Genomic DNA, 15,542 nt, shown 5'->3' on the forward strand with positions numbered 1-15,542 from the left:
CCGGAGGTCATAGGTTCGAGTCCTGTCTCCGCTACTAAGTACAAGCCTGTAAGTATGAACTTACAGGCTTTTTTTATTTTAAATATTTGGATTAGATTAAAATATATCTTACCTTTGTCATCCAATTAAATCGCGGGGTAGAGCAGTTGGTAGCTCGTCGGGCTCATAACCCGGAGGTCATAGGTTCGAGTCCTGTCTCCGCTACTAAGTACAAGCCTGTAAGTATGAACTTACAGGCTTTTTTTATACTTCATTTTATAGTATCCTAAGGAATGGTGAGAAATTAAATTACCATTCTTGAGGTAGAGGTTTTGTTTTGAGACGAGGCTATTTTTTGCGCCCATAGCAGCGCTACGGGCAATAAAAATAACGAAGTATCAAGGCGAAAAATCACCCCTTAGAGTGTAAATTTATTTTTGAACAATTCCTAAGAACTAAATTTTTATTACGTTCTTTGACGACTTATGATCTCTCCCCTCTTTACAACTCACCAAAGAATACTACGTTAGTATCATACTTACTTGGCCCCAAGACAAGCGTATTTTTTATGGCGCAAAAAAAGCCCACCCTAAAAGAGTGAGCTTTTTACCAATATGTGTTTAATTCTAAAATAAACTCATTGCTCGTAATTACAGCTTAATTAATGATACATTATATTTGCAGTTACATAGTATAACTGGGGCTTAATTGCCAAATATGATTCTTTTCTTTTTTGGATATTTCACGCTGTACTTTAAATATAACTTGCTGGTTTGTTTGGGGTTAAGTGTCAGTTTCCATACTACCTTGCCTGTGTTAGCATCTACTTTTGCTCCTTTTGCTTCTAAAAGCTCCACGGTAATCTTATTATTTTTAGATACTGGTATTTGCTCTTCAATGGTAATATTTACCTGTTCATTTTTAGTATTACGCATCGTGATTTCATACCCAAACGTTTGTTTTATGTTGGAGCCAAAAAACTTTTTCTTGCTATAGTTTTTAATCTCTTTACGGTCAATGATGATTCGCTTATCACGTCCTAGTGAAATAGCCAGGGTATCTTTAGTGTTATTGGCATTCAGATAGGTTTCGCCCACAAATGTTCCTTCAAAATAAATATTTGCTTTGCCCGACAGCAAGTTAAACTTTTCCCAATCTATCAACTGAGCCATCAAAAAAGCATCTTTGTCTAGCTTAGGCACTGCACCACGGTTGTAAATAGTCTTTAAGGTGTGATTTTTTACATCTACTAATTGAGGCTGTCCATTAGAAGGAATACTGTAAGGAATAGAGATACCAAACTTAGTGGCAAAAGTGGACTCTACTACTTTGGTAAAGTTGGCAATGGTTTTACTTTCTTCTTTTTTTGCAAGTTTTCTTCTTCCTTTAGTCACCACCACTTCATCTAACGAATAGTTAGAGGGTACTTTTTGAGCAGCTGAACGTTTGTTGTAGAAAGCACCTGAAGAAGGACGAGGGTAATAAAGGTTTACATACCAAGGAGCTAAATTTGGTTTATAACCACTTTGGGTTGGGTTACCAGTAGAAAGGGTAATATTTACATTTTTCCAATCGATGCCCGTATTTTGGTATACTTCGGCTTTGTAACTTAACTGAATAGGGCTGTTGGTGTTTTTTGCCCTTAGATCATAGATAGGTTTCCAACCAGCATTCATTACTATGTAATTAAGTTCAAAATCAGCGTTTATGGCGGTTTTTGCTGAAACCGTGACCATAATCTCACTGGTAGGCTTATTGGCATTTTTATTTTCAATGCGTAGCTGATACTTTGTCTTATTCAAATGCTTACGGTATTTTTTCAACTTTTTTGAATGACGTAGCACTGCAAAGCGAATTTCTGACAATCGCTTGCGATAAAAAGCTGCCATCTCGGCAAGTTCCTGGGCGGTTACTCCTTTTTGCCCTCCCATTTTTTTATTGGCTAAAATCATCTTTTCTTCACTGGTGAGCACTTCTTTTTCAATGTTTACCTTGGCAATACGATCACTCAAATACTCTATTGAATCTTCCAGCTGTTTGATACGGCGTGCTTTTGAAAAACTTTTCAAGTAATTGATGCGGTGTTTGACTGACATAATGGTTAAATTACCTTTAGCAGATACCTGCAAACTTTGCTTAGCCATTTTGGTGGATAACCCTTCAAAAACCAGCTTAGTTTTACCTGCAGCTATATATACTTTGGCAACATTGGTAACTTGAGCTCTATTTAAAAATACGGTTACCTCTTTTATCTTAGACTTGATGGCTTTTTCTCCATCTATGGGGGTTTTTGCAAAGCTATTTGCCATTAGGCCTAGCGTTAACATGAAGGTTAAAATGGTTGTTCGTAAAGTGTTCATAGTTTTTTGTTATTTGTGTTTTTATGACAAACTACTCGTTTGGGTCAAATTCACTTACAAGACAAGCTGTTTGTAAAAAGGGAGTAGGTAATAAATTAAAATTCCTAAAAACACAGCTCAACACGACTTTAAAACCTTGATATACAAAATATTAACAATACACTGTTTTATTTATATCTCATAAGTATCATTTCGTTTTTATATGAAAACACGGGCTTATTCTTACATGTGTTAAACTTTATCGCTGTATGCCCGTTACTTTAATTATATAACTTTTCTAACTACACATCTCAAAGAAACTTCTTACCCTCACCCTTTTAATGAGGTAAAAATACCATTTCCTATAAACACAACTTCTTATAATATCTTTACTTTTTAACAATTATTATTTTAACCTTTGTGGGCTATTTATTAACACTATTATTGTTATGAAAAAGTTGAAGATTTATTTATGTATGATAGGTTTTGCATTTGCATTTACCTCTTGCGGTTCTGGTGGAAACACATTAAACTTTGCTAATATGGGAGAAAACTCTTCGGTACAGGATGTAATTGCCGGAAAGTGGAAATTAACCAAACGCATAGTAAAAAGTAAAAATCACGCAATTAAAGCTTGTGAGAACGACAACACCCTTGAAATACAGGGCGATGGTGCTTATGTTTTTGACAATGGAGTTACACAATGTAACGCTAATGAAACAAATGATGTAGGAACATGGTCGCTTAGCGATAATGACCAGGAATTGACTTTTGCAGGTAATGAAGCTACCAAAACCATGTTATTGAAAAGCATTGGTACCAATCAATTGGTGGCCGAAATCAAGATAGATACACACATTGAAACTCATACATATACTAAGATTCAATAAAACATATTTTTAGTTAAATAATCATCCTATAAAGTTTACAACAAAACCCTGATCATTTTGGTCGGGGTTTTTTACATTCCCACCATTGGCTTAGCACCATTTTATTTACCAAGCCTCCAACATTTTATGTACCTTCGTAGTTAATTCAGTGAAATAAAAATTTACCCATGTCAAGTATAGCTGAAACAACTCTTTATCGAAAACTCTACACCCAATCACTTACAGAGTTTAAACGTCGTCAATCTGTAGAAGTAAATATAGGAAATGTACCGCTTGGAGGTAAGCAGCCTATTAGGGTACAGTCTATGACTACTGTAGATACTATGGATACTGAGGGTAGCATTGCCCAAGCCATAAGAATGATAGATGCTGGTTGCGAATATGTACGTATTACAGCACCAAGCATCAAGGAAGCTCAAAATCTGCAGAATATCAAAGATGGATTAAGAGCCAAGGGTCACCAAACACCACTTGTAGCAGATATTCACTTTACACCCAATGCTGCTGAGTTGGCAGCAGGCATAGTAGAAAAAGTAAGGGTAAACCCTGGAAATTACGCTGATAAAAAGAAGTTTGAGATTATAGAATATACTGATGAACAATATCAAGAAGAACTTCAGCGAATAAGAGAACGGTTTGAGCCTTTGGTAAAACTGTGCAAAGCTAATAAAACAGCGATGCGTATTGGTACCAATCATGGCTCTCTCTCTGACCGTATCATGAGCCGCTATGGAGATACGCCTCTGGGGATGGTGGAGTCAGCACTTGAGTTTTTACGTATTTGCGAAGATTTGGCATATCATGATATTGTTATTTCAATGAAGGCAAGTAATCCACAAGTAATGGTACAAGCTTATCGCTTACTTGTTCAAAAACTAGACGAAGAAGGCTTGAAGCCCTACCCTCTGCACCTGGGAGTAACTGAAGCTGGCGAAGGGGAAGATGGCAGGATAAAATCAGCCATGGGTATAGGTGCCTTGTTAGAAGATGGTCTGGGTGATACTGTAAGGGTATCGCTTACAGAGGAACCAGAAGCTGAAATGCCTGTGGGAAAAAAATTGGTTGATCGTTACCTTGACCGGGCCAACCACTCGCCTATCACTCCTTTTGACTGGCAAAACGCTTCAATAGAATACTCTCCTTATGTATATCAAAAACGTACGACGAAAGAAGTAAGTAATTTTGGGCATGATAATGTACCCAGGGTAATTGCAGATTATAGTACAATAAATCACCTACAAGTAGATGACTTGAAGAGTGTTGGGCATTATTATTTACCTGAGCTTGACAAGTGGGGCATGAATGACCTGGGAGCTGATTATATTTATTTGGGTAAACAGCTCATCCCATTTATGATGCCCAATGGCTTAAAAGTTATTCAAGACTATAGTACCTGGCAAAAGGAAAAAGAACAAAGCTCCCCTGCATTAACCATCGACGAATATATTACAGCTACTGACTTGGGCGATACCTTGCGTTTTCTTTACGTTCAATGGAGTGACTTTTCAGAAGATTTGATCAAAAGTATCAAAAATGACCACAACCTGGTGCTTATCTTGTCTACTAACAATAGCCACGCGATGGCGGAGCTCCGCCGAGTATTTTTTGAACTTATGGAGAAAGGGTTAGAACTACCAGTTGTTGTTAAACGCGATTATGCCAAAGAAAATATAGAGCTTGTTCAGTTATACGCTTCTACAGATGTAGGGGGATTGTTAATTGATGGTTGGGGTGATGGTATTATGCTATCAAACGGACAAGCAGAGAATAAAGATGAGTTGCTTGAACAAATCAACCAGCTCAATAACTTGAGCTTTGGTATTTTACAGGCTGCCCGCACCAGAATGACCAAAACAGAATATATTTCTTGTCCATCTTGTGGGCGAACCTTGTTTGACCTACAGGAAACTACTGCTATGATACGTAAACGTACAGATCATTTGAAAGGAGTAAAAATTGGCATTATGGGTTGTATTGTCAACGGCCCTGGTGAAATGGCTGATGCAGATTATGGTTATGTAGGCTCTGGCAAGGGTAAAATCACTCTATACAGAAGCAAAACTGTAGTAAAAAGAGGGGTACCTTCTGAACATGCTGTAGACGAACTAATAGAGTTGATTCGTGAAGATGGGAGATGGTTGGAGAGAACCTCGGAAAATTAATATTAAGTCACACAAAATCAATATGCGCTGTAAGAGTGGTTGATGAGAGCTGTTCTTATGGCGTTTTTTATTAAAGAATTACACTGTCACTAACAAGTAGAAGTAAGAAAATTCATCATTGACTGGTTTAAAGTCATAACCAAACTTGTTGCCTGACTTTCTGGCCATATCAATAAAGCCTAAACCAGCACTGTTCCTGTCCAAGTCAGTTTCTTTGTCTTTGTCACGTTTCATGTTAGCCTTTACTGTTTTTTGGTAATATTTAAGCAAACCAAATTTGTCTAAACCATTGATCAGGTCAAGACGTTCTTGCATGGCTTCTATTTTCTCGTTCAAGATAATGTTTCCAGTGGCAATTGCGTATTTGTTTTCAGGGCGACGACCTATAATAAAGAGTGGCTCATATACGACTACTTCTGGTGTTTCTTCCTCGGCTTCGTCTTCCTCAGTAGTGACTACATCAGCTGCGTTTGCAGGTTTTGTATCGGGGTTTAAAGAAACTGAATCACTAGGCTCAGCAGTGGTTGTTTCAGTATCGGTATTAGCTGCCTGAACAGCTTCAGCTGGAATCTGATCAGAGTACTTTACGATGTTTTGTAAACATTCTGTCATTACATTGAAAACTTTCCGAGTTACTTTTAGGTTTTCACCTAAAGCATTCATTTTCTTTTCAGCAACTCTTAGTAAAGACAAAATTATATCTTGAGTAAACTCACCTTCATACATGAAGATTAGTTTATGTTCTGCCATTGTCTTACGTAATTCGTCGATGTAGTCCATTATCTATTTATGATTCGTTTGGCTAGTGAAAGAATTTACAAATTACGTTCCATGTTTAATATCCATTTCCTAAAGTTTGAAAATAGACTTCATTTGATTGTAAGTTCTATTCTGCTATTCAACATATATTAAATCAAGTAAACACGCTCTTCTCAAATTTACAAAAAAAACGTCATACCTCTAGTCTTTTTACCAGAGATGTGACGTTTTTTATAACAATGTAAGAAAGGGTTTGCTAAAAGTTTTTCAACCAACGCTCTCTTAATTTTTTTTGAGCATCAGATGCTTTCGGGTTCACTTCAAAATAATAGTTTTTTATATCCTTTATGGCAAACGTTTTCAAGTCTACGGGTAATACTTTACCATTGCGCTTGACCTTAAGAAGGTATGCAGTACCTGACGGTTGTTTCAATAATTTACCAAAGGCTTTTAATCCTGTATTGGCATCTAAAGCTTTGCCATTTAAAGCAATCACTTCATCTCCTACCTTCAGTTGATCTTGAGTATCGTCTTGGGTGCGAACAATGGTAAGTTTACCTCCCCTGCCAGACACCCGGTATTTAAGCCCAGCCTTTAAACCTAGGTCTTTTGTGTCATAATAATTGATCCCAATCTTGTTGTAATACGCTTTGTAAGGCAAAGGGGTAGCATTCTTGATGTATTTTTCAAAAAAGCCTTTAATTTCAGGGTAGGTCATTTTTACAAAATCATCAAAGAAAGTTTCTTCAGAAAAAGCTCGTTTTTTACCATATTTTTTCGCCAACTCAAGCACCACTTCCCTTAATCCTCTTTTACCACCAGAAAGCTCAAGTAATCGTATATCGAGCAAGCCTGCTACTAACGCTCCCCTCATATATACATTGCCATACTGACGTTGCCCTTTTTTAGTAAAAGAAGTCATTGATAACTTACTTAAACTATAGTTGGCATCATAGTATTTGTTATCTACCAATACTTTGCGATGGAGTACTTTAAAGTAATCGTCTAAATTGATTAAACCGTAACGCAACTGCATAATATGCGAAGCCCACTCGGTGGTACCTTCGTATAACCACAAATGCTCGGAAGGGGTAGGCTTTTCAAAGTTAAATTTTTCGATGATCTCACTATGAATATTCAATGGGGTAACTACATGAAAAAACTCATGAGAAGCTACATCTGACATTTGTTGGGCAAAAGCAGGTGTCCAGTCTTGCTCACGGTATACATATTCAGAACTATAAGAGTGCTCCCAGGCACCTGCCGAACGGTTTTCGAAATGGTATAAAAAGGTATAGCGATCTACTGGAAGCTCTTTCAAAAATTGTTGCGCCGCTTTGAGCATATCACTCATTCCTTTAAGTAATTTTTCAGAAGTAATTTTATCGGTCTTTGAATAGGTGTATATCTCTACTGGAACCTTACCCAACATAGTACTAGCTTTGGTTAAACGTCCCAGTAAAATAGGAGAATCTACGATGTGGTCGAAACTGTTTGCTTTAAAATAGCCATTGCTATCTTTATTAAGCGCCGTGCCTACCTTCCAAGTTTGAGGGTAGTCCAGTTTTATCTTAAGGGGAGCACCTTGCATTCCTTTAAAAAAGCCAAAAACAGTTTGCCCATTGATCAGGGCATGGTCTTTTTCTAATGAACTTCCACACATCAAGTAAATAGGGTATTCGCTTACTTGAGTATCCCAGGTTTCGGCAATGTTATACTGAATTTTACGTACTTTTTCTATTTTATTTATTTCCCATTGATTGGTATTGAGCTGTTTGGTGCTCAGCTCTTTTCCTTTTTTATTAAACGCTTTGAAACTTCGAACATACCTGCCCATATTCATTACCTGATAGGTACCAGGAGCAGTAGAGGCAAACTGAAAGATGGCATTTTGCTTTGACAATGTCTTACCTTCTATAGTCAAGGTTACTTTAAACTGGTCGTCAGCACGGTCATTTAGGTTTACATGATATACGAGGTTTTGTGCATATAGCTCACCTATTAACGTTAAACAAACTACAAGCCCTATAATTCTTTTTATCATACTAAAATAAGTTGAGTGAAATAATTAAGTTTTTACAAATATACAATAAGCATCTCCCCTTGTATATTAGGTAAATATTGTTTTCAAACACATAAACTGTAACTCAAAGATAACTATTAATACTTATGAGTGATTGTCAAAAGATGCTTTTTGAAACCTCACAACTTTGCCTAATCAACAATTGAAACTAATTTCTTTGAAGTGATATACGGAAGTATTCTTTGATTTTAAGGTTGTTGGTGATACGAATACAATGCTCTAAAAATTGTTTTGAAACTTTTGCATCTTGTATACGTCTTTTCAGCTCGTAATAAATATCACCTAAGGTAACAAACAAGTAAGGATAAGTATCTCCTTTAAAAACATAGTCAGCAAACAGGTTAGACTGATTGCTTTGTAAAGAGTTGTCATCTATTTTTTGCAGTACTTTCACTGTGTTTCTATAGTATTTTTCTGCCTTCTGGGGGCTTGACTGTGCATCATAAAAATACCCCAACTTATAATTTTGAATTGCTTCAAGCACTCTACACTTAGCCTTTCTAGTATTCTTTAGTCCTTGTTGATAATACTTTTTGCTTAGTTTATACCTCCTTGCTTTTTGGTACAAAAAAGCAATATCATTGATGGTGTTTAATTGGCGAAGTGACTTTTTCTGTCCAGCAATGGCTCTTGCCAGGTGCTCTGCTGCTAACTCATATTTACCCATGCTTTGGGCAATATTGGCTATTTGTTTGCTTAGAGCCTTACTCTCATCATTATATTTTTGAGCAGTTTTATTTTTTGAATTAATCTCTTCAAACCACTTGAACAAGTAGCTTAATATTAGCTCTTTTTTATCAGGAAATGCCCATAAATAACCAGACACTACTGCTGAGAGTATATACCCTCTTTCTTCTCTATTCAGCTGTTCGTAGTACTTCAGAACTTGTCTTTGATAGTCTAGTGCTTCGTCTAATTTTCCTTGACTATACCGTAGATAACGTAGCCCTCCCAAAGCCCATATTACCCGTCTATAGTCTCTAGTCTGTTTACGTAGCTCTAGTATTTTATTAAAGTACGTTTCTGCCTGAGTATATTTTTTTTGCTCCCAATAAAAATCAGCCATATACCCCCATACCCATACTAACTTATCCTTATCAGCTCCTATTTCCCGTAATTTTATTAACTTAAAATAGTATGCCTCTGCTTTGGCATAGCCAGTTTTTATGCGATATAAGTCTCCTAATTCTTTCAAAGCCCAGGCTATTTTATCTTTCTGACCTTGGGCTTGCCTTATTTCAAGGTACTTCAGGTATTCCTTATCAGAAAGCTGCTCTGGGTGAGGGTACAAATCAAACTTAACTTTCATATAACTTAGAAAGTTAGGATCAAAATACCCCCCAAAACGGTTCCATCTGATGATGTCTTTTGCATTATACCCTGACTTTTCAGCTATTAAAGCAGCTATTTTTGCAGGGTCTTTCAAACTACGGCTGTTCCGGTAGTCTACTTGTGTTTTATCTACTAAGGCATTCACTGTTTTACCCAAACGTAACCAATACTCTGCTTCTTTTTCTTTGTTCCCTTCTTTTTTGTAAATGGTCAATAGTTTTTTGATGTACTTGACACTTTTTCTTGGATCTTTCTCAGCAAAAAAATCCATCATAAATTTGTATAAACTTCGTTTTTGACTGACAGGCAAAACAGGTGACAATACTTTTAAACTATCCATGGGTGGAAGGTTGCCTAAGTCATTGGGCGAATATTTTTTAAAACGTTCTGCTAATTTTTTGTAACGGTCAAACTTAGCCTCCAAGGGTGATTTCGCAGCTATATTCAATAAGCTATCTAAAGGGGTGATGTAATTTAACTGAATTTCTTTTCTAAAAAAATTATTGGTATTAGGGTACAACATTCTTAAAGTTGCACCATTGGTTTGAAGTATATCTTCTTCTCCTACAGACAAATTCTTCATAGAATCAACCACTACAGCACCACATTTCTTTTTATTTACCGGGTTAGTTAAAATTACATTCATTCCTACGGGGACTTTGTTAGTTCTGACCCAATATTTTTCACCTTCATATATTGGGTCTTCAAAAGCTTTAAATACACTTCCAGTAACTGTGTACACATATTTACCATCTTTACTTAGGACAAGTTTTTCGTGTACTTGTGCTTGTATAGTATGTAAACCTAAAAAACAAATTAGACAAACAGAAAAGAGGCTGTTTCGCATCATGGCTTAGTTTATGTTTTGAGTTGAAAAGCAATATATTGTATCCAAATATATCATTCTAAAGATTTAAAATAGATGTTATCTGGAATTTGCTAAAAAACTATTGCATAGCTCAAAGGTTCTGTTTTTCTTTGCAGGTGTTTTGTATACAGGCACTTACCCAACGTTTGCCTGTTTCCACTCTGGCTAACCATTACCCCCAGCAAAAGTAAGAAGCACAATCGTAGGAAATAAAAAGCGAATTAGTTTGATAAACTCTAGTGAGGTATGTTGAATTTTATAGCCATCTTTTTGACTTCTTTTGTTGACCAAATCTCTTCTTGGTTTGTGTACAACCCCCAAAATCCCATGATATTTAGTAATCCTATGTTCTGGGCGTTTTTTTTGGTGGCTATGGTGGTATATTACTTCATTTATGCCCGTATTACTGCCCGTAATATGTTTTTGCTGGCGTTTAGCTTGTTTTTTTATTACAAAACTGGCGGCTTTTTCTTTTTCCTTATTGTGTTTTCCACTTTTGTAGATTACTACATTGGCGAAAAAGTATACCGAAGTACCCATGAACCTACCCGTACCTGGTTGGTAGTTCTTAGCCTGGTGGTTAACCTGGGGTTACTTGCTTATTTTAAATACACCTTTTATTTCATCGATATAATTAATTCGTTTGGGGCAGATGTAGTCAAGCAAGATTATTTGGCGGCAGCGGCCAACGGTTGGTTTGGCACCAGTTTAGACATTAGCAAGATTATATTACCAGTAGGCATTTCTTTTTACACTTTCCAAACCATTAGCTATACACTGGATATTTATCGCCGTAAGATAGAACCAGTAGATAATATTTTAGATTTTGGTTTTTTTGTAAGTTTTTTCCCTCAATTAGTGGCAGGGCCTATCGTAAGGGCGGCAGATTTTGTGCCTCAAATTTACCAACCTTACAAACTCAATGCTCAAGAATATGGGTATGCCATCTTTCTTATTATCAATGGGTTGGTCAAAAAAATACTTATTTCTGACTATGTATCGACTAATTTCGTTGATCGGGTTTTTGCCAGTCCTGAACGTTTCTCTGGGTTTGAAAACCTCATGGCAGTTTATGGCTATGCCATTCAAATATATTGCGATTTTTCGGGCTATACAGACATTGCCATTGGCTTGGCTTTACTGTTAGGCTTTAGGCTCAATATTAACTTCAACTCTCCTTATAGTTCTACCAGCATTACCGACTTTTGGCGACGCTGGCACATCTCTTTGTCATCGTGGCTACGCGACTACTTGTACATTTCATTGGGTGGCAACCGCTCTGCGTCCAAGTTTACCTATATAAGCGTACCTTTGATTTTGTTAATATTTTTATTGATAGATGGCTGGACTGGGCTCAACTTCATGTTTTTTATGATGTTGATTACTATTTGGTTGCTTTCGCTGGCTTTTCCAGAAATGAAATTTATTGGGGTCATAGGTGTTTTGGTGGGTGCTACCTTTGCCGCTAATACCTTTGTAAATGCTGCCTGGTATTCGTTCGGATTGTTGTGTGTCATTATATTGTTTTGGATTTTACTATTGGTTCGCCCCGAAAGAAAACAGTCGGTAAGTACTTATATGAACCTGACCATTACTATGCTATTGGGGGGGCTTTGGCATGGAGCAGATACTCGTTTTATTATTTGGGGAGCCTTGCATGGAGGGGCACTTGCATTGCACAAGTTTTGGATGGATATTACCGGAAGTAAGGGCAAAAAACCATCGGCTATTGGTCGCTTTATGGGGCAACTGATTACCTTTCATTTTGTGTGCTTTTGCTGGATATATTTCAGGGCACAGGATATGGCTACCATTGACAAGATATTTGCCCAGATGACTGATGCATTTCAATTTGCAAAAATACCCGAAATGGTGCAGGGTTATGCCGATGTATTTGGTTTGATGGCACTAGCTTATGCAATCCACTGGTTGCCAAGGCGCTTAAAAAACAACTTAAACGAACGCTTTACAAATATGCCTGACTTTGTAAAAGCCATCATTATTAGCATTGTAGTCATTGTATTATACCAGGCAAGCACTTCTGCGGTTAAACCGTTCATTTATTTTCAGTTTTAGCGTTCCTGTGTTTAGGGTCTACTTAAATATTGATTCCCATCACCAATATATCATCTACCTGAGCGTGGTCTTTTTTCCATTCCAGAAAGGTGCGCTCTACTACTTTGGACTGCTCTTGCATAGGTAAATGACAAATGTCAAGTAGCATGGATTTATAACGACTTCTCAAAAACTTTTTGCCAGTTTGTCCACCAAACTGGTCTTTGTACCCATCGGATGATAAGTAATAGTTTGTGTCAGGTTCTAGTGGTAAGACAGTTTTAGAAAAATCTCGCTTGTACTCTTGATGGTATCCTCCTATAGGTAATATATTGCCCTTTATTTCATTGAGTTTTCCATCTTTTACATAAATCAAACTGTTTTTGGCTCCGGCAAACTCCAGGGTTTGGTTAGCAAAGTCTATCATTACAATCCCTATATCCATGCCGTCACGGTTACTCGTTTCATCTTGATTCAACGAATGGCGGATATTGTTGTCTAACTCGGTGAGGATCTCAGCAGGACAAACAATGCCTTGCAGTTGCACAATTTGATTGAGTAATACAGCACCTTTGATAGACATAAATGCCCCTGGTACTCCGTGTCCGGTACAGTCACCCACGGCTATAATTATTTTATCAGCATTTGCTACAGAAGGTGGTTGATCGTGCTGGGTAGTTAAATTTGCTTTATTTGGGTGCGATTCTTTGCCATCAATGGCAGAAAACCAGTAAAAATCTCCACTCACTATATCGCGAGGCTGATAAAAAATAAATGACTCAGGCAAATAGTAGTGAATATCTTTCAAGGCAGGTAGCATATCTTGTTGGATGAGTTGAGCATAATTAATGCTTTCGCGAATGTTTTCATTAAATTCCTGAATGATCAAGTTTTTCTCTTTTACTTGTGCCAAAGTCGTTTGTAATTCTTCATTGGTTTGCTGCAACTCTTCATTAGTTTCGCGTAGGTCAGTAGTACGTTCTTTGACTTGAGTTTCCAGTATTCTCTTCTGAGCCTGTATAATATTAATTCTAAAACGATAGCCCACCATCAATAAACTCACTATCAACAAGATTACAATCAGGCGAAACCACCAGGTAGCCCAATAAGGAGGGTGTATAATTAATACTAATTGGGTTTCTTTGTTGCTCCATGCTCCTTCATTATTGGCGGCTTTTACTTTAAAAGCATAGGTACCTGCGGGCAAGCTGGTATAAGTCTCAAAATGCTTGGTGCCAATGTATCGCCATTCTTTATCAAAATTTTCTAACTTGATGGCATACTTGTTTTTTTCAGGTAAAATATAGTTTAAAGCAGCAAACTCAAATGAAATCACTTCATCTTCGTAAGAAAGTTCTATAGTATCGGTAGCCCATATAGGACGGGTAAGTTTGCCATTTTTGGTAACTGGCTCAGAACGGTTAAATACTTGAAAGTCGGTAAGCAGCACATTGGGTAAGTAATTGTTCTTGTTCAGTTTTTCGGGGTAAAACAAGTTAAATCCATTAAAGCCCCCCATCAATACTGCCCCATCAGAAGCCAGCAAACCACTTCCAGTAGCAAATTCATTTGCCTGTAGCCCATCTTTTTCATCATAGCCCTGTATTTTACCTGTTTTTTTGTCCAGTCTTGCCAAACCCTTGTTGGTACTTAACCACAAAAACCCTTGCCTGTCTTCTACTATTTTATGAATCACACTATTGGGAAGTCCTTGCTTGGTAGTATAATGTTGAAATGTAACTGTACCTTTATACACTTTGTCCAGATTGAGCTTATTTAATCCATTGCGAGTGCCTACCCACAGTCTATGCTGTTTGTCATAATACAATGATGTCACATAGTTATTACTAAGGCTTTGTAAGTTTTTGGCCGAATGTCGATAATTGGTAAACTTTTCAGTGACTGGGTCAAAATGGCTCAACCCTCCACGAGTAGCAAACCATAAGCACTTTTTATGATCGGTTACAATGTCAATTACTGTATTATGCACCAGGTTAGGTTTATCCTTAAAGGTATTATGGCGATACTCTTTAAACTCTTTGGTCGTTTTATCAAATTTAAATACACCTCCGCCACGGGTACCTACCCACACAATATTTGGCTTGTTTTTATCTTGGTGTAACGACCCTATGTGAGGAGAACGTAATGTTTTTGTGCCTTGAAGATCAGGTAAATAGTGCGTAAAGATACCAGTTTTGGGATCATAATGGTCTAAACCTGCACCTATAGTACCTACCCAAATAGAACCATCTACATCAGTTAATAAAGCATTGGTTACACGGCTACCTACACTATTTGCCTTACTTTGAGGATTTGGTCTAAACAATTGAATAGTGTTCTTTTTTCGGTTGAGCTTGCCCAACCCTGCTTTGCCCCTCCCCAAAGCAAACCAAATATTTCCCTCCTTATCTTCACAAAATGCTCCTACTCTACTGTTGTTGTATTCAAAATCGCTGTAATGCATAAAGTTATTGAGGTAAGGATTAAACGAGCTAATCCCTCCATCAAAAGTACTCAGCCAAATAGTGCCCGCCTTGTCTTCAAAAATATCTTGTATATTATTTCCCGAAATACTGAGTGGATCAGTTGGCTGGTGTACAAACCGGGTAAATGTTTTTGTTTGTAAGTCAAACTTATTAAAGCCTTTACTTGTACCTACCCAAAAATTGCCTTTTTTGTCAACATGCAAGCTCCATACGGCATTGCTAGTAATGCTTTGGTTATCTTTAGGATCGTGAGTAAACCTTTCTTCTATTTGCTTGGTTTCGGTATTAAACTTTAACAACCCCGCATGGTGTCCTCCTAACCAAAGTATCGCAGCATCTTTGGGGTCTTGCATCATTGTTTCTACTGCATTATGAAAGCCCGAAAGTTTTGTATCATTAAATGGAGAAAAGTATTCAGTATATTTTTGTTTGGCTTTGTCAAGGTAAAAAAGCCCATGAGAGCTTGCTACCCAAAAACCTCTTTGACGATCATTGAGTAAATAATATACATGCCTAGTGTACCAGGCAATAAATAAATGTGGAATTAATTATTATCTTTGTGTGAGCAAAATTTAGCAATAATGAACAG

The 15,542-nt window shown here is 37.1% G+C and carries 8 protein-coding genes and 1 tRNA gene; 4 read left to right on the forward strand and 5 right to left on the reverse strand.

The annotated features are described in order from the left end of the window. Positions 1 to 131 precede the first annotated feature (131 nt). A tRNA-Met gene (locus Q0954_RS28655) sits at positions 132 to 204 on the forward strand. Between the two features lie 479 nt (positions 205 to 683). Here the strand turns inward: Q0954_RS28655 and Q0954_RS28660 are convergent. Next, entirely contained in the window at positions 684 to 2,288 is a 1,605-nt protein-coding gene (locus tag Q0954_RS28660) for a DUF4139 domain-containing protein (RefSeq protein ID WP_299463531.1), read from the reverse strand. A 479-nt stretch (positions 2,289 to 2,767) separates the two neighbouring features. Between Q0954_RS28660 and Q0954_RS28665 the strand changes: the two genes are divergently transcribed. Continuing rightward, positions 2,768 to 3,208: a lipocalin family protein gene (locus tag Q0954_RS28665; RefSeq protein ID WP_299463534.1), complete on the forward strand. Its 441-nt coding sequence runs from the start codon at positions 2,768 to 2,770 to the stop codon at positions 3,206 to 3,208. Between the two features lie 167 nt (positions 3,209 to 3,375). Beyond that, on the forward strand, positions 3,376 to 5,370 hold the full coding sequence (gene ispG, locus Q0954_RS28670; RefSeq protein ID WP_299463537.1) for a (E)-4-hydroxy-3-methylbut-2-enyl-diphosphate synthase: 1,995 nt from the start codon (positions 3,376 to 3,378) through the stop codon (positions 5,368 to 5,370). A gap of 78 nt (positions 5,371 to 5,448) precedes the next feature. On the opposite strand, the gene Q0954_RS28675 is transcribed toward ispG, so the two are convergent. From Q0954_RS28675 to Q0954_RS28685, 3 genes are all read right to left on the reverse strand, one after another. Continuing rightward, complete coding sequence (locus Q0954_RS28675) at positions 5,449 to 6,120, reverse strand: DUF6272 family protein (RefSeq protein ID WP_299463540.1); 672 nt, start codon at positions 6,118 to 6,120, stop codon at positions 5,449 to 5,451. A gap of 265 nt (positions 6,121 to 6,385) precedes the next feature. Next, positions 6,386 to 8,173, reverse strand: coding sequence for a peptidase (locus Q0954_RS28680; protein ID WP_299463542.1), 1,788 nt, complete (start codon positions 8,171 to 8,173; stop codon positions 6,386 to 6,388). Positions 8,174 to 8,360: 187 nt separating this feature from the next. After that, positions 8,361 to 10,394: a tetratricopeptide repeat protein gene (locus Q0954_RS28685; protein ID WP_299463544.1), complete on the reverse strand. Its 2,034-nt coding sequence runs from the start codon at positions 10,392 to 10,394 to the stop codon at positions 8,361 to 8,363. A 264-nt stretch (positions 10,395 to 10,658) separates the two neighbouring features. On the opposite strand from Q0954_RS28685, the gene Q0954_RS28690 reads away from it, so the two are divergent. Next, a complete protein-coding gene (locus tag Q0954_RS28690) occupies positions 10,659 to 12,488 on the forward strand; it encodes an MBOAT family O-acyltransferase (RefSeq protein ID WP_299463546.1) in 1,830 nt (609 codons plus the stop codon). A gap of 22 nt (positions 12,489 to 12,510) precedes the next feature. Here Q0954_RS28690 and Q0954_RS28695 read toward each other — a convergent pair whose 3' ends face one another. Further along, the gene (locus Q0954_RS28695; RefSeq protein ID WP_299463549.1) at positions 12,511 to 15,309 is read right to left on the reverse strand and encodes a two-component regulator propeller domain-containing protein; all 2,799 of its coding nucleotides are present in this window, start codon (positions 15,307 to 15,309) and stop codon (positions 12,511 to 12,513) included. Positions 15,310 to 15,542 lie beyond the last annotated feature (233 nt).

The sequence above is a fragment of the uncultured Microscilla sp. genome, assembly GCF_947493425.1.
Classification (GTDB): domain Bacteria; phylum Bacteroidota; class Bacteroidia; order Cytophagales; family Microscillaceae; genus Microscilla.

Excerpts from the sequence above, each read along its gene's own strand:
- Q0954_RS28660 (WP_299463531.1), bottom strand. The coding sequence starts at position 2,288 with ATGGCAAATAGCTTTGCAAAAACCCCCATAGATGGAGAAAAAGCCATC.
- Q0954_RS28665 (WP_299463534.1), top strand. The coding sequence starts at position 2,768 with ATGAAAAAGTTGAAGATTTATTTATGTATGATAGGTTTTGCATTTGCA.
- ispG (WP_299463537.1), top strand. The coding sequence starts at position 3,376 with ATGTCAAGTATAGCTGAAACAACTCTTTATCGAAAACTCTACACCCAA.
- Q0954_RS28675 (WP_299463540.1), bottom strand. The coding sequence starts at position 6,120 with ATGGCAGAACATAAACTAATCTTCATGTATGAAGGTGAGTTTACTCAA.
- Q0954_RS28680 (WP_299463542.1), bottom strand. The coding sequence starts at position 8,173 with ATGATAAAAAGAATTATAGGGCTTGTAGTTTGTTTAACGTTAATAGGT.
- Q0954_RS28685 (WP_299463544.1), bottom strand. The coding sequence starts at position 10,394 with ATGATGCGAAACAGCCTCTTTTCTGTTTGTCTAATTTGTTTTTTAGGT.
- Q0954_RS28690 (WP_299463546.1), top strand. The coding sequence starts at position 10,659 with ATGTTGAATTTTATAGCCATCTTTTTGACTTCTTTTGTTGACCAAATC.
- Q0954_RS28695 (WP_299463549.1), bottom strand. The coding sequence starts at position 15,309 with ATGATGCAAGACCCCAAAGATGCTGCGATACTTTGGTTAGGAGGACAC.